Below are 12,371 nucleotides of genomic sequence, written 5' to 3' on the forward strand. Positions count from 1 at the left end.
AGCGTCACCGGACGTATTCCGGCGGCATTTTTAATTCATACGATTGTTTCGCCAGAAACCGATCCGAATATCCGCGTGATTGAATGTTCCGGGCATTGCGCCGGCCAGTCGCCGACGGGTGTGCGGGTCGACGTCCAGCTGGTACCGCGCCGCGACGTGGTCGACAGCGGCGCTCGCGGTCAGCAGTACGACGTTCCGCCCCGGGCACCCGGCCGGCCCTTCGCTGAACGGGATGATCGGCCACGCCCCGTCCGTCCGCCCGTCGAGCCACACGGCCGGCTCGAAGTCGTTGGCGAACGCGAGCGCCTCGTCGTCGCGATGGAACACCGAGCTGACGATCGCGAACTCCGTCCCGGCCGGCGCGACCCGGTCCCGCCACACGGTGGGCTCGCTCGCCTGCCGCAGTACGACGAGGGTCGTCGGCCAGAGCCGCAACGATTCCTGGACCGCGGCACCGGCCTGCGCGAGCAACGGTGAGGTCTCCGGATGGCGCGCCTCGGCAACGATCGGTTCGAGCAGCTCCGGACGGGACCCGATCACGGCCAAGAGCCGCCAGAGCGCGATACCGGCCGCGTCGAACGCGAACAACCAGTGCGGTACCTGCCCGGCCGGGTCGAGTGCCTCCTGCCCGCGATCGAGAGACGCGACGAGGCTCCCGGGCTCGGCCTTTTCGACGTACTGCGCGATGTTCGTGAGGAACCGGCTGCGGAGAACTTCGTGATCCGGACCGAATTGCGCCCAGTTGGCGTCGGCGCGCAGGCGGTCGAGTTGTGCGGTGATCTCCAGGTCGTCGCCGGCGGTGTCGCCGAGCACGATGCGCCGTACGACGCGGGACCAGATCGCGCGGAACTCGTCCCAGCCGACCGTGGCGTGCAGTGCGTCGAGTTCCTCGCCGACCACCTCGACGAACCGGTGGCCGTGCCGATGAACGGGACGGTGGCTGTCGAGCGCCTGCTCGTTCAGTTCGCGCCGCCCGGCGCGCAATGACGAGTTGGTGACCAGGACCGCGTGCGGCTGGAAGTGCGTCAGCGCGCCGACCTTGTCACCGGCCGCCGCCGCGAACGGCTCGGGCGTCTCGGCGAGCAGCCGGCGGACGTCCTCGGGAGCCAGCACGAGCCCGATCGTGCGCCCCGCGACCCGGAGCAGCACCGGGCCGTCGCCGTACCGGGCCCGCAGCCGCCGGACGCGGCGCAGCGCGCGGTCGTCGACGTTCAGCCGCTCGGCCAGCGTGCCGATCCGGGGTCGCCGGAGAATGGCGCCTTGGGCGACCATCGGGCCGAGTATGTCGCGCAGGATCCGGCCGCTGTCCAGCGCCGATGCGGATGGCAGAAGATTCGACATGCTCCTCCGGTGTCCGCGCATTCCGCACCGAAACCCCTGGGTTTGAGTACGGCCGCCACGGGCACCGGCAGATCCGGCACGGGTATTCCGCCGGGCAGCGTCCCGGCTCATTCAAGGGGAGCGATCATGGAATTCATTCTGTGGATCATCGCGGTGATTCTGGTGATATCCGGAATCGTGTCGCTGTTCCGCGGTGCAGTGCTGTGGGGCATCGCCCTCATCGTCATCGGGCTGCTCGTCGGTCCGGGCGGCGTCAGCATCTTCACCTGACCACCGATCCAGGCGCCCCCATGTCGTTCCTCCGCATGGGGGCGCCTTCTCAGGCGTGCCCGCCGTCCAGGAGTTCGTGGATCTCGGCCAGCGCCCGCTGGATGTCCGGATGGTCGTACTGCGCGGCCCGCGACTCGGCGCTGATCACGCCGCAGCGGTGCACCCGCCGGAAGTCGCCGTACGGGAACTCGTAGTGCCCCTTGGTCTCGTCGTCCATCTCGGTGTCGACGCCGAGGAACCAGAGCCCGTAGTCCCGCCAGCCGTGCCGATCCAGATAAGCGTTCTGCTCGTCGGCCGTCGGCGCGTGCTCACTCCAGTCGTCCCGTTCGTCCTTGGTGGTCTGCCCCTTCCGCACCAGGTACTTCGCGTGCTCGAACGCCTTCTCGTTCAACTTCACGGTCATGGCCGCCCGGTGCCCGGCGCGACGCACTCCAAGCGCCTCCCGTGCGGTTGCCGCCGCGCGCCGTGGGCACCGATCCGCGCAAAGGAGGCCATATGAAGGCGCTGACCTGGCAGGGCAAGCGTGAGATCGGATACGGCGACGTACCGGATCCGCGGATCGAGGAACCGACGGACGCGATCGTGAAGGTTACGTCGAGCGGCATCTGCGGGTCGGACCTGCACCTGTACGAGGTGATGGGTCCGTTCCTGGACGTCGGCGACGTGCTCGGTCACGAGGTGATCGGAGTCGTCGAGGAGACCGGGTCCGAGGTGGGCCGGCTGCCGCCGGGGGACCGGGTCGTGGTGCCGTTCCAGATCGCGTGCGGGTCCTGTTTCATGTGCACGCAGGGGCTGCAGACGCAGTGCGAGACGACGCAGGTCCGCGAGCAGGGCATGGGCGCCGCCCTGTTCGGCTACACCAAGCTGTACGGGCAGGTGCCGGGCGGGCAGGCGGAGTACCTGCGGGTGCCGCAGGCGCAGTACGGGCCGATCAAGGTACCGGACGGTCCGCCCGACGACCGGTTCGTCTACCTGTCCGACGTGCTTCCGACCGCTTGGCAGGCCGTCGAGTACGCCGGGATCCCGGACGGCGGCACGGTCGCCGTGCTCGGGCTGGGCCCGATCGGCGACATGGCGTGCCGGATCGCGCTGCACCGCGGCTACCGCGTGATCGGGGTCGACCTGGTGCCCGAACGTCTGGGCCGAGCCCGGACGTACGGCGTCGAGACCCTGGAGTACGGCGACGACGTCGCGGACCAGGTCCGGGACCGTACCGACGGCCGCGGACCCGACGCGGTGATCGACGCGGTCGGGATGGAGGCCCACGGTTCGCCCGCGGGGCGGATCGCCCAGCAGGCGGCGGGACTGCTGCCGAACGCGATCCAGCGCTCGTTCATGCAGAAGGCGGGCGTGGACCGGATGGCCGCGCTGCTGCTCGCAGTCGACATGGTCCGCCGCGGAGGCACGATCTCACTGGTCGGGGTGTACGGCGGTGCCGCCGACCCGCTGCCGATGCTGACGATCTTCGACAAGCAGCTCCAGCTCCGGATGGGGCAGGCGAACGTACGGCGCTGGAGCGGGCAGATCATGCCGCTGCTGACCGACGAGGACCCGCTGCACGTCGACACGTTCGCGACACACCACCTGCCGCTCGCGGAGGGCCCGAAGGCGTACGAAACCTTCCAGCAGAAGGCGGACGGCGCCGTGAAGGTGTTGTTGCACCCATGAACCACGGCTGAGGGCGTGTGCCCGGGGTTCTCGGGTACCGGTGGGGTGATCCGAGGAAGGTGAGAAAGCAGTGAGGTTCATGACGTGGAACGTCTGGGGACGGTTCGGGGACCGGTGGCTGCGGAGGCAGCGGGCGATTGCCGAGACGGTGCGCGCGCAACGGCCCGATTTCGTTGCTCTGCAGGAGACTTGGCGCAGTGACGACCAGGCGCAGCCCAGGCTGCTCGGGTTCGAGTTGGGCATGACGTCGGTGTTCGCGCCGTCGCGGATGCCGCGGGATCCGGATCCCGACGTACATCTCGGGCTCGGGATTCTCAGTCGCTTCCCGCTCTGGCATGTCGAGCGGCACACGCTCTCGACGGGAACCGTCGCGCTGCGGGCCGAGATCCGGTTGGGAACGGAGAGCCTGCACTTCATCACGAGCTGCCTGGACTGGGAAGAGGACCACCAGGAGCAGCGGTTCGCCCAGGCGACCTCACTTGCCGAGCTGGTGTCCGAGCTCAAGGCCCGCGGCGACGGGGTGATCGTGGCCGGCGACCTGAACGCTCCGCCCGGTGGTCCCGAGCTCGAGCCGCTGCTCGCCGTCCTCGAGGATTGCTGGCAACGGCAGTCGTACGACGGGATCACGTACAGCTCCCGCAATCCCTACCTGGGCAGGGGAGAGTGGCTCGAGGACCACCGCATCGACTACATCCTCGCGAACGCCGACCCCGTCACCTCCCGCCTGACAGGCTTCGACGAGGACCACGGCTCCCCACCGTCCGACCACTACGCCGTCGTCGCCGACGTCCCCGTCGCCTGATGGCGGGGGCTGCGCTCGTCGTGCATACGCGTGTACGGCGTGGGCACCGAGGCGGCTCGATCGCTAGCTGGGAGGTGCACATGGCGGTGTGTGAGGTGTGCGGTAACGAGTACGACGGATCGTTCGCGGTGATCACGACCGACCGGCAGGAACACATCGTCGACAGCATCGAGTGCGCGTGACCGCGATGCTTACCTATCGCTGGATGTGGCGAACCGTCGCCGGTGGACTCCTGCTGCTCGCGGTGATCCTCGCGGTGCTGATCCTGCCGGCGGCGATCTGGATGATACTGGCGTCGCTGGCCGTCCCGTTCGGGCTCATGCTCGCGATCGGGACCGACAACTCGCGATCACGGCGTCGCCACGTCGTGACGGTGACCGTCGTCGGCTTCCTGGTGGCCGCCGGCGAGGTGGCGTTGATCAGACTGCTGGGGTTCGGCGCCCTGGCGATGTTCGGCGTACTGCTCGCGACCTCACCGCCCGCGCTCCGGCTGTACGGCGTCCGCGTCCACGACAGGAAGATGCCCGACGCAACGGTCGGTACGCGCCAACTGTGCCGCCAATGGCTGGACAGCTACGACGAACTGCACCAGGCACCGACGGCGAAGGCGCGTCTCCGCGTGGTCATGGCCCGGCAACGCTGCCTCGACGAACTCGAACGCCGCGACCCCGACGGACTGCAAGCCTGGCTCTTCTCCTCCGCGAGCGCCGGCAGCGACCCCCGCCGCTTCCTGACCGACAGCAACTGAAGAGAGAGAGCGGTCAGTCGGCGGCGACGTTGATGACGCAGAACTCGTTGCCCTCGGTGTCCCGCAGTACGACGAAATCGTGTTCTGCGGGGTACGGCCAGTGGTCGGGGCGGGTGGCGCCGAGCTTCAGGAGGCGTTCGATGTGGGTGTCGCGGTCCGCGGTGTACAGGTCGAGATGCACCGGGGTCGGCGAGCTGGGGATCGACTCTGCTCGCTGCAGAAGAACAGTGGGACCGGTACCGTCCGGGTCCTCCAGCTTGGCGAACTGGGCGTTGTCGCGGATCAGGTCCGGACGGCGGTACCCAAGAGCCGCCGACCAGAAGTCCGCGGCGCGGTCCATGTCGGTCGCGTTCACACAGACCGTGGCCAGTCGAAGGTCTCCGATTGCGTCAGGGCGTTTCGTTGGCATGCCCGGCCGGTTCCCCGGTGTAACGGTGTCCTAACGGTGTGCCAGTTCGCGTCCGAGCCGTCGGTTTGTCATGGTGGGGAGCGGGCACCGGAAAGTCATGATGAGCAGAGCATCGCGAACGCTGGCTGCAGCGGCTCTGCTGGTGATCGCACTGGCGCCCGCTGTGGCCGGCCAGGCGAACGCCGCGTCGTCGGCCCCGAGTTCGACGGCCGCGCCGTCGCCCACACCGACCCTGGGCTCGAACACGCCGGCACCGAACCCGCCCGGCTCAGCGAACTCCAGCCCACGCGACTACAACGGCTCTGCCTGGGTCGTGGGCGCGATCCTCGTGGTCGCCGCCATCGTCGGCGGCGGCACCCTGTACCTGACCCGCACCCACCGCCTCGATCTCACCCAACTCAGCCCACCCGACGAAGACGACACGCAGAACGGACCACCTGCTGTCGCGGAGACCCGCTCCGATTCCGATGAGCCGGGAACGCGAAGCGGCGGCGGTGAGCGGGATCGGCCGCCGATGCCGTGACCAGTCGGCGGCCGATCACCGGCCTTGAACTGCTGTCAGTTGTCGTGGGGGAGTTGCTCGTCGGGGTCCTCGTCCGGGTCGGGCTCCGGGTCCGGGGACGGCGAGGTGTCCGGGTCGTCCGGGTCGGTTGGGTCGAGACGATCCGGGTCGCCGAGCGGCGGCACCGGGCCTTGCGGCGTCGGAATCGAGCTCATGTCAGCCTCCTCGCGAACAGAGTTGGTCTCGCACCGGTGCCCCGCACTCATCCCGGTCACACGCATCCGTCACTCGGTGGGCCGGAGTGCGGGAGACCCGGTTCTCGTGCTAACCGCACTCGACGCATTCCGGCTCGACCGAGCTGACACCCTCCGGTTGCCGGCGCCGGGTGGCGGCGCGGAGGACGTGGCTGCCGCGACGAGCTTCCGGCGGCCGCCGGGCGTCCATCGACGCCACGGTGAGATCGCGGTCGGCCCTACCGTGAAGTTCGTCCATCAGGTCCTTGCGGACAACGGCGACCCCGCGCTGCTGGAGGGCTGTTCGCCTCCATCTCACCTCCGGATCGGCCGCACGTCAACCCGGCATCGTTGTCAGAAAGCAACGAATGCGGCGCTCGGTTCACGGGTACCACTTGGACGGCGGAAGGAGTGCGGATGACCACGCGCACGAAGACGGTCGGGGCGCTGACCTTCTGGTGCTACCTGGTGTGGCTACTGCTGACCTCACCACCGACCGTGGAGTCGGCCGCGATCGGATTGGTCGTCAGCCTGCTGATCGCGGGCTCGCTCGTGCCGCTCGGATCGGTTGTTCCTCCGTGGCGGGCGGTGCGGATGCTGCGGCTCGTCCCGTTCGTCGCCTACAAGATACTGCGGGCCAATCTGTCGCTCGCCCGCCGGATCTGGACGCCCTCGTTGCCACTGGCAACAGGCGTGGTGGTGGTGCGGAGCCGGTTCGGCGATGCGGATCGGGTGGCCGCGGTGGGGATTGTCAGCTCTCTGATTGTCGACAATCAGATCATCGACCTCGACCGGTCGCGTCGCGAGCTGGCCTACCACTGCATCGCCGTCCCGCCCCGGGACCGGCGGTACGAGGACATCATCGGCCCGCTCGAGCGGCGGATCGCCGCGCTGACGGGGGACCGCGATGGCTGACATCTTCGGATTGTCCGCCATCGCCGAGTTCGCGGTGGTGGGCCTGCTCGCGGTGCGGCTCGCGATCGGGCCGTCGGTCACGGACCGGGTGGTGGCTCTGAACGCGGTGTCCACCCAGGCGACGCTCGCGCTGCTGTTCTTCGCGGCGTTCGCCGATCGGACCATCTATCTCGACGTCGCGTTGTGGATGGCCTCGTTCGGCTACCTCGGCGCGCTCGTCTGGGCACGGTTCCTGGAGCGTGGTCTGTTGTGAGGGCGGCGATCGTGGTCGTGTTGTCGCTGGTCGGGCTGTTCTTCTCGCTCTCGGGCGCGGTCGGCGTACTGCGGATGCCGGACGTCTATTCGCGGATTCAGTGCACGTCGAAGATGATCACGATGGGCGCGGTGCCCGCGTTGCTCGCGGTTGCCGTCGGCAAGGGCGTGCTGTCGCAGTACGGCGTACACGCGCTGCTGGTGGCGTTCCTGCTGCTGGTGCTCAACCCGGCGGCGTCGCATGCGCTCGGCAGGGCGGCGTACAAGACAGGTATCCGTCAGTGGGCGGGCGCGGTCGTCGACGAGCCACGGGAGCGATCGTGACCTTCTGGGTGCTCGACTATCTTTGTCTCGCTGTGGTGCTGGGCGGCGCCGTGCTGGTGGTGCGGCTGCGGAATCTGGCCGGCGCCGCGATGGCGTTGTCGTTGGTCGGTACGGTGCTCGGCCTGCTGTTCGTCGTCCTCGGCGCTCCGGACGATGCCCATGCCCAGGTCGTGGTAGGAGCGATCGCGCTGCCGACGCTTTACCTGATCGCGATCGGGAAGGTCCGGACCGACGTCGAGGACCGGACCGAGCTCGGCGAACCCGCCGACGAGCCGGACGAGCGGTCATGAGGACGCTTGTCGGCTGGGTGCTGGGTGGTGCGACGGCCGGGGTGCTCGCGCTGGGTGTCGTCGATCTGCCGCGCGAGGGCGCCGGGCTGCCGCAGATCGCGAGGGAGGCGCTGAGGGTCGCGTTGCCGCAGTGGCATACGACGGAGCCCGTGAGTGAGGTCGTGTACGGCACCAGGGCGTTCGACACGTTCGGCGAGACGTTCTTGTTGCTGGCGGCGGTTGTCAGCGTGCTGCTGCTGGGGCGTCATCGTGAGCGCCGGCGGGAGTACTTCGGGGAGGAGGAAGCGGGCAAGGAGGAGCAACAGTACGAGAACCCGGGCGACGAGCCCGTCGGCCCGTCCGAACGATCGGCCCGGGAGGCCGACGCCCGGGAGAGCGGAGGCCGGCCGGCCGCGGCGGTGACGCCGGATGCCGAGAAGGTAGGGACGGCCGCACCGGAACCGGCGTGGGGGATGACGGCGGTGGTCCGGCTCGCGGTGCGGTGGGTGGTGCCGGTGCTGGCTGTGGCGGGGCTCTATCTGATGTTGCAGGGGTACTCGCCGGGTGGTGGCTTCCCGGCAGGGGTTGTGCTGGTCGGGCTGGTGTTGCTCGTGTACGCGGGCTTCGGGTATCGCCGGATCGCCCGGGTGGTCCGGCCCGGGCCGTTGGAGGTCGTGGAACTGATCGGTGCGTTGCTCGTGATCGTCGTCCTGGCACTCGGGTTCCTGCGCGGCTCGTTCGGGGCGAACTGGTTGCCGTTGGCACCGGAACGGACATTCCGCAGCGGGGGCACGATGCAAGCCTTCTCCGCGGCAGAGCTGATAGAGGTCGGCACCGGCCTGACGATCGTGATCTTCTCGATCCTCGCCGTCCGCCACGACTGGACCCCCGCGAACCCCGACGACAGCGACGGGAAGGACGAACAATGATCGTTGCCAACTACCTGGTGGCAGGGGTGGTGTTCGGACTCGGGGTGGTGGTGATCCTGACCCGGCGGAATCTGGTCAAGATCGTCATGGGCCTCTCGCTGGTCGAGTCGTCCTGCTACCTGTTGCTGTTGTCGATGGCGTACCGGCGGGGCTCGACCGCACCGGTACTGCTGGGACCACCGAAGGGAAACTCCGAGCAGGGCCTCGCGACCGGCAACGTCGCCGACCCGGTGCTGCAGAACATCTGTCTGACAGCGATCGTGATCGGCGTCGCCGTGACCGCCGTACTGCTGGTCACCGTCGTGCGGATCGCGCAGCACTACCGAACACTGGACGCCGATCGGGTCCGCGACCTCTGCGGGTGACGGTGAACCCCGCGCTGCTCGCGCTGCCGATCGTCCTTCCGATCGGCGGCGCCGTCCTCGCGCCGCTGCTCAGCCACCTCTCGTCCCGGGTCCCGCTGATCGTGTCGTTGCTAGCGCTCGGCGGTGCATCGGCCGTCCTCCTGCTGTTCGCTCCGGACGTATACGGCGGGCAGGTCCTCGGCCACGCCCTCGGGAATGTCGGCCCGATCAACGGGCGGCAACTCGGCATCACCCTCACCGCCGAACCGTTCGGACTGACCTACGCGCTGCTGACCGCGGTGATCGGCACGCTGCTGCTGCTCTACAGCCTCTCGGAGCTCGGCGGATTGGGCGCTCACGAGGCCGGGTGGTACGCATGCCTCGCACAACTGTTGCTCGCAGCAATGATCGGTACGGCGCTCAGCGCGGACCTGCTCAACCTGTTCGTCTGGTTCGAAGTCGCGGCGCTGGCGAGCTACGGCCTGACCGGCTTCTTCCTCGAGCGGCCGTGGGCACTGGAGGCGACGTTCAAGATGATGGTGCTGACCAACCTGGCCGGCTTCTTCGTCTTCGTCGGTACGGCGCTCCTCTACGCCCGGCACGGTGCGCTGAACCTCGGGCAGCTGCAGCACACCCTGACCGGCAGTACGGCGGACCTCGTAGCGCTCGCCCTGCTCCTCGCCGGGTTCGGCACGAAGGCCGGCCTGATGCCGTTCCACGGCTGGCTCGCCGACGCCCACTCGGCGGCGCCGGGCCCGGTGTCCGCGCTGTTCTCCGGCCTGATGGTCAACCTCGGCGTGGTGGCGATCGCGCGCCTCGCGCTCGACGTGTACGCCGTACACCGCGCTGCGCTGCCGGCCATCCTGCTCGTCCTCGGCCCGCTCTCGGCGATCGCCGGCGCCGCACTCGCCCTCGGCCAGGACGATCTCAAACGACTGCTGGCCTACGACACGGTCTCCCAGATGGGAGTGCTGCTGACGGCCGTCGGCGCCGGTTCGATGACCGCGGTCACCGGGTTCGTCTACCACCTGATCGATCACGCCCTGTTCAAGACGCTGCTCTTCCTGTGCGCGGGAGCGATCGTGCACGCGACGGGGATGACCAGGCTGTCGCAGATGGGCGGCCTGGCGCGGCACCGCCCGCTGGCGACGGCGGCGTTCCTGCTCGGTACGGCGTCGATCGCGGGCGTGCCGCCGTTGAACGGGTACGCCTCGCTGGGCCTGATCCACGACGCGCTCCGGTCGGACCACCCGGCCGCGTTCGGCGCGGTACTGGTCGCGCAGGTCATCACGGTCGCGGCGCTCGGCCGGGCGGCGTACCTCGCGTTCTTCCGGCGGCGGGACGACGACTACGACCCGCTCGAACGCAGGCGACCCGGCGCGCTGATCGCGTTCGGTGCGCTGGCGGCCGGCTGCGTGCTGTTCGGCGTCGTCCCGCGCTTCGTCGTCGACCACCTTGCCGCCCCGGCCGCCGCCGTACTGCTCGACCCGAACGGATACGCCGCCGCGGCGCTCGCCGGCCAGGCGCGACCGCACCCGGCCCCTCCGCCGTTCAACTACTTCGCACCGGACGAACTGCTGATCGCGATCGGCTGCATCGCGGCGGGGCTCCTGCTGTGCGCCTGGTACGTACGCCGGTCCGCGGAGCCGCGGGTGATCACGTTCCTCCGGCGCGTGCACACCGGATCCGTGAACGACTACGCGGCGTATTCGATCGTCGGCCTCATCACCTGCGCCGCCGTACTGCTGGCCCTGGCCTGAAGCATCAGACGGACGGGAGCCGCCGGCTGTCGATGAGTTGCTGGGCGACGTCGCGGAGCTTGGTGTTGGTGTCCTGGGAGTAGCGGCGGAGGACCTGGAAGGCCTGGTCGCCGGTCAGGTTGTAGCGCTCCATCAGGATGCCCATCGCCTGCCCGACCAGCTTCCGCGCGTCGACCGCGACCTTCAGGTGCTCCTCGCGGCGGGCGCTCGCGACGGCGACGGCAGCGTGCCGGGCCAGGATGTAGGCGACCGCGATCTCGTCAGGCCCGAAGGCGTCCGGCTGCCGGCTGTACAGACCCAATACGCCGACGGGTCCCGCCGAGGTCCACAGCGGCACGTCGAGAACGCTGCGCACCCCGAGGTCGAGGACCTTCTTCGCCCACTTCAGCCACCGTGCGTCCTCCACGACGTCCGGCACCAGAACCGTCGCCCGCTCCTGCATGCACAGGACCAGCGGGCCGTCCCCGCCGGCGGTCTGGAACTCGTAGATCCCGGCCACTACCGGATCGGTGACCGCCGGGATCTCCAGACCGCCGCCGGCCGTGCGCAGCGCGACGCCCGCGTACTCACAGGTGAGCGCCTGCAGAGCGAAGTCGACCACCATCTGAATGGTCTCGTCCATGCTCTGGGCCTCATGCATCTCCATCGCCAGCCTGGAGAATGTGTCCGCGGTCTGCCCGAAATCCTTCCGCGCGAAAGGATCGTCCGTGAGTTCTTGTTCGGTGTCTGCCACGAGCCCATCATGCACCGCAGCAGGTGGTTAGCCCAGACTGCCGTGTCACGCTGACAGCGCGAGTTGCAGATGACCGATGATGTTCCGCAGGCGCCGTGACACCTGCATCTGGCTGACGCCGATCTCGGCGCCGATCTCGGCCTGCGTGCAGTGGTCGACGAAGCGCCGGCGCAGGATCAGCCGGTCCCGCTCCGGGAGGTTCTCGACGACCGGGCGCAGCGAGTGGACCTGGTCGACGAGCTCGTAGGTGTTGCCCGGTTGCGCGACCTCGCGGACGGACGCCGGGGCGCCGGAGTCGGTGGTCCGCTCGGCGTCCAGCGACGACGGCTGGAAGCAGCCGCGGGCCCGTTCGGCCTCGACGATCTCCTCGACCTCGACGCCGACCGCCGCAGCCAGCTCGGCGTGGTCGGGCCAGTGACCGAGCGTGACCGCGAGCGTGGTCTGTACGGCGTTCACCCGGGACTGGATCTCCTGCAGCCGGCGCGGGAGCTTGATCGCCCAGGCGTTGTCGCGGAAGTGGTGCCGGATCCCGCCGCGGATCGTCGGTACGGCGTACGACCGGAAGTCCGAGCCCGGGGTCGGCCGATAGTTGCGGACAGCCCGGATGAGGTGTTCGACGGCGATCTGCTCCAGGTCCTCGGTGTCGACGCCGCGCCCGCGGTACCGGCGGGCGATCGTGCGGGCCAGCGGCATACCGCTGACGATCGCCTCCTCGCGGAGCCGGCCGCGGCGTGGATCGCGGCTCGCGTGCGCGGCCCGGAGCAGGTGCTCGGTCCGCGCGGACTGTTCGGCGTGGGACGCCTTGACCGGACTACTCGTTGTCATTGCGGGTTGTCCTGCCTTTTGCCCGTTCCGGCAGAGCGGCGCATGGT

General features: G+C 69.2%; 19 protein-coding genes. 12 read left to right on the top strand and 7 right to left on the bottom strand.

What is annotated here, in order from left to right; genetic code table 11:
* Nucleotides 1-30 precede the first annotated feature (30 nt).
* Nucleotides 31-1,341 (bottom strand): cytochrome P450, encoded by a 1,311-nt coding sequence (locus tag AB0M51_RS12535; RefSeq protein ID WP_363749272.1) that lies wholly within the window; start codon nucleotides 1,339-1,341, stop codon nucleotides 31-33.
* A 126-nt stretch (nucleotides 1,342-1,467) separates the two neighbouring features.
* Here AB0M51_RS12535 and AB0M51_RS12540 point away from each other — a divergent pair, with 126 nt between their 5' ends.
* Nucleotides 1,468-1,611, top strand: coding sequence for a GPGG-motif small membrane protein (locus AB0M51_RS12540; RefSeq protein ID WP_344187705.1), 144 nt, complete (start codon nucleotides 1,468-1,470; stop codon nucleotides 1,609-1,611).
* A gap of 49 nt (nucleotides 1,612-1,660) precedes the next feature.
* Here the strand turns inward: AB0M51_RS12540 and AB0M51_RS12545 are convergent, their stop codons facing one another.
* Nucleotides 1,661-2,014, bottom strand: a complete 354-nt coding sequence (locus tag AB0M51_RS12545) for a hypothetical protein (RefSeq protein ID WP_344187704.1) — start codon at nucleotides 2,012-2,014, stop codon at nucleotides 1,661-1,663.
* Nucleotides 2,015-2,106: 92 nt separating this feature from the next.
* Here AB0M51_RS12545 and AB0M51_RS12550 point away from each other — a divergent pair, with 92 nt between their 5' ends.
* The 3 genes from AB0M51_RS12550 to AB0M51_RS12560 all read left to right on the top strand — a co-directional run bounded on the left by AB0M51_RS12550 (nucleotide 2,107) and on the right by AB0M51_RS12560 (nucleotide 4,829).
* Complete coding sequence (locus AB0M51_RS12550) at nucleotides 2,107-3,279, top strand: zinc-dependent alcohol dehydrogenase (protein ID WP_363749274.1); 1,173 nt, start codon at nucleotides 2,107-2,109, stop codon at nucleotides 3,277-3,279.
* Nucleotides 3,280-3,358: 79 nt separating this feature from the next.
* Entirely contained in the window at nucleotides 3,359-4,081 is a 723-nt protein-coding gene (locus AB0M51_RS12555; RefSeq protein WP_363749276.1) for an endonuclease/exonuclease/phosphatase family protein, read from the top strand.
* Between the two features lie 178 nt (nucleotides 4,082-4,259).
* Nucleotides 4,260-4,829, top strand: coding sequence for a hypothetical protein (locus AB0M51_RS12560; protein WP_363749278.1), 570 nt, complete (start codon nucleotides 4,260-4,262; stop codon nucleotides 4,827-4,829).
* Between the two features lie 13 nt (nucleotides 4,830-4,842).
* Here the strand turns inward: AB0M51_RS12560 and AB0M51_RS12565 are convergent, their stop codons facing one another.
* Nucleotides 4,843-5,238, bottom strand: coding sequence for a VOC family protein (locus tag AB0M51_RS12565; RefSeq protein WP_363749280.1), 396 nt, complete (start codon nucleotides 5,236-5,238; stop codon nucleotides 4,843-4,845).
* Between the two features lie 100 nt (nucleotides 5,239-5,338).
* On the opposite strand from AB0M51_RS12565, the gene AB0M51_RS12570 reads away from it, so the two are divergent.
* Nucleotides 5,339-5,761 (top strand): hypothetical protein, encoded by a 423-nt coding sequence (locus AB0M51_RS12570; RefSeq protein WP_363749282.1) that lies wholly within the window; start codon nucleotides 5,339-5,341, stop codon nucleotides 5,759-5,761.
* A gap of 35 nt (nucleotides 5,762-5,796) precedes the next feature.
* Here the strand turns inward: AB0M51_RS12570 and AB0M51_RS12575 are convergent, their stop codons facing one another.
* Both AB0M51_RS12575 and AB0M51_RS12580 read right to left on the bottom strand, forming a co-directional pair.
* The gene (locus AB0M51_RS12575; protein ID WP_363749284.1) at nucleotides 5,797-5,955 is read right to left on the bottom strand and encodes a hypothetical protein; all 159 of its coding nucleotides are present in this window, start codon (nucleotides 5,953-5,955) and stop codon (nucleotides 5,797-5,799) included.
* A gap of 109 nt (nucleotides 5,956-6,064) precedes the next feature.
* Nucleotides 6,065-6,292: a hypothetical protein gene (locus AB0M51_RS12580; RefSeq protein ID WP_363749286.1), complete on the bottom strand. Its 228-nt coding sequence runs from the start codon at nucleotides 6,290-6,292 to the stop codon at nucleotides 6,065-6,067.
* 98 nt (nucleotides 6,293-6,390) lie between these two features.
* On the opposite strand from AB0M51_RS12580, the gene AB0M51_RS12585 reads away from it, so the two are divergent.
* Genes AB0M51_RS12585 through AB0M51_RS12615 form a run of 7 tightly spaced genes read left to right on the top strand, consistent with a single transcriptional unit; the run spans nucleotide 6,391 to nucleotide 10,766 of the window.
* Nucleotides 6,391-6,888, top strand: coding sequence for a Na+/H+ antiporter subunit E (locus AB0M51_RS12585; RefSeq protein WP_344187693.1), 498 nt, complete (start codon nucleotides 6,391-6,393; stop codon nucleotides 6,886-6,888).
* Nucleotides 6,881-7,141, top strand: a complete 261-nt coding sequence (locus AB0M51_RS12590; RefSeq protein WP_344187692.1) for a monovalent cation/H+ antiporter complex subunit F — start codon at nucleotides 6,881-6,883, stop codon at nucleotides 7,139-7,141. Before AB0M51_RS12585 ends, AB0M51_RS12590 begins: the two co-directional genes overlap by 8 nt.
* A complete protein-coding gene (mnhG, locus tag AB0M51_RS12595) occupies nucleotides 7,138-7,464 on the top strand; it encodes a monovalent cation/H(+) antiporter subunit G (protein WP_344187691.1) in 327 nt (108 codons plus the stop codon). The genes AB0M51_RS12590 and mnhG overlap by 4 nt, the downstream gene beginning before the upstream one ends.
* Nucleotides 7,461-7,754 carry a DUF4040 domain-containing protein gene (locus AB0M51_RS12600; protein WP_344187690.1) on the top strand — a complete coding sequence of 98 codons (294 nt, stop codon included), beginning with the start codon at nucleotides 7,461-7,463 and terminating at the stop codon, nucleotides 7,752-7,754. The genes mnhG and AB0M51_RS12600 overlap by 4 nt, the downstream gene beginning before the upstream one ends.
* Nucleotides 7,751-8,662 carry an MnhB domain-containing protein gene (locus AB0M51_RS12605; protein ID WP_344187689.1) on the top strand — a complete coding sequence of 304 codons (912 nt, stop codon included), beginning with the start codon at nucleotides 7,751-7,753 and terminating at the stop codon, nucleotides 8,660-8,662. Before AB0M51_RS12600 ends, AB0M51_RS12605 begins: the two co-directional genes overlap by 4 nt.
* Nucleotides 8,659-9,027, top strand: a complete 369-nt coding sequence (locus tag AB0M51_RS12610) for a sodium:proton antiporter (protein ID WP_344187688.1) — start codon at nucleotides 8,659-8,661, stop codon at nucleotides 9,025-9,027. Before AB0M51_RS12605 ends, AB0M51_RS12610 begins: the two co-directional genes overlap by 4 nt.
* Nucleotides 9,024-10,766: a proton-conducting transporter membrane subunit gene (locus AB0M51_RS12615; protein WP_344187687.1), complete on the top strand. Its 1,743-nt coding sequence runs from the start codon at nucleotides 9,024-9,026 to the stop codon at nucleotides 10,764-10,766. Before AB0M51_RS12610 ends, AB0M51_RS12615 begins: the two co-directional genes overlap by 4 nt.
* Nucleotides 10,767-10,770: 4 nt before the next feature.
* Here the strand turns inward: AB0M51_RS12615 and AB0M51_RS12620 are convergent, their stop codons facing one another.
* Nucleotides 10,771-11,499, bottom strand: coding sequence for a GAF and ANTAR domain-containing protein (locus AB0M51_RS12620; protein WP_344187686.1), 729 nt, complete (start codon nucleotides 11,497-11,499; stop codon nucleotides 10,771-10,773).
* 45 nt (nucleotides 11,500-11,544) lie between these two features.
* The gene (locus AB0M51_RS12625; protein ID WP_344187685.1) at nucleotides 11,545-12,324 is read right to left on the bottom strand and encodes a sigma-70 family RNA polymerase sigma factor; all 780 of its coding nucleotides are present in this window, start codon (nucleotides 12,322-12,324) and stop codon (nucleotides 11,545-11,547) included.
* Nucleotides 12,325-12,371 lie beyond the last annotated feature (47 nt).

Origin of the sequence: Kribbella sp. NPDC051137 (assembly GCF_040682535.1) — a bacterium.
GTDB lineage: Bacteria > Actinomycetota > Actinomycetes > Propionibacteriales > Kribbellaceae > Kribbella > Kribbella karoonensis.

What these genes read in the sequence shown, in the direction of transcription:
- AB0M51_RS12540 (WP_344187705.1), top strand. Translation starts at nt 1,468, where the DNA reads ATGGAATTCATTCTGTGGATCATCGCGGTGATTCTGGTGATATCCGGA.
- AB0M51_RS12610 (WP_344187688.1), top strand. Translation starts at nt 8,659, where the DNA reads ATGATCGTTGCCAACTACCTGGTGGCAGGGGTGGTGTTCGGACTCGGG.
- AB0M51_RS12555 (WP_363749276.1), top strand. Translation starts at nt 3,359, where the DNA reads ATGACGTGGAACGTCTGGGGACGGTTCGGGGACCGGTGGCTGCGGAGG.
- AB0M51_RS12585 (WP_344187693.1), top strand. Translation starts at nt 6,391, where the DNA reads ATGACCACGCGCACGAAGACGGTCGGGGCGCTGACCTTCTGGTGCTAC.
- AB0M51_RS12625 (WP_344187685.1), bottom strand. Translation starts at nt 12,324, where the DNA reads ATGACAACGAGTAGTCCGGTCAAGGCGTCCCACGCCGAACAGTCCGCG.
- AB0M51_RS12535 (WP_363749272.1), bottom strand. Translation starts at nt 1,341, where the DNA reads ATGTCGAATCTTCTGCCATCCGCATCGGCGCTGGACAGCGGCCGGATC.
- AB0M51_RS12565 (WP_363749280.1), bottom strand. Translation starts at nt 5,238, where the DNA reads ATGCCAACGAAACGCCCTGACGCAATCGGAGACCTTCGACTGGCCACG.
- AB0M51_RS12575 (WP_363749284.1), bottom strand. Translation starts at nt 5,955, where the DNA reads ATGAGCTCGATTCCGACGCCGCAAGGCCCGGTGCCGCCGCTCGGCGAC.
- AB0M51_RS12590 (WP_344187692.1), top strand. Translation starts at nt 6,881, where the DNA reads ATGGCTGACATCTTCGGATTGTCCGCCATCGCCGAGTTCGCGGTGGTG.
- AB0M51_RS12550 (WP_363749274.1), top strand. Translation starts at nt 2,107, where the DNA reads ATGAAGGCGCTGACCTGGCAGGGCAAGCGTGAGATCGGATACGGCGAC.
- AB0M51_RS12570 (WP_363749282.1), top strand. Translation starts at nt 5,339, where the DNA reads ATGAGCAGAGCATCGCGAACGCTGGCTGCAGCGGCTCTGCTGGTGATC.
- AB0M51_RS12605 (WP_344187689.1), top strand. Translation starts at nt 7,751, where the DNA reads ATGAGGACGCTTGTCGGCTGGGTGCTGGGTGGTGCGACGGCCGGGGTG.
- AB0M51_RS12545 (WP_344187704.1), bottom strand. Translation starts at nt 2,014, where the DNA reads ATGACCGTGAAGTTGAACGAGAAGGCGTTCGAGCACGCGAAGTACCTG.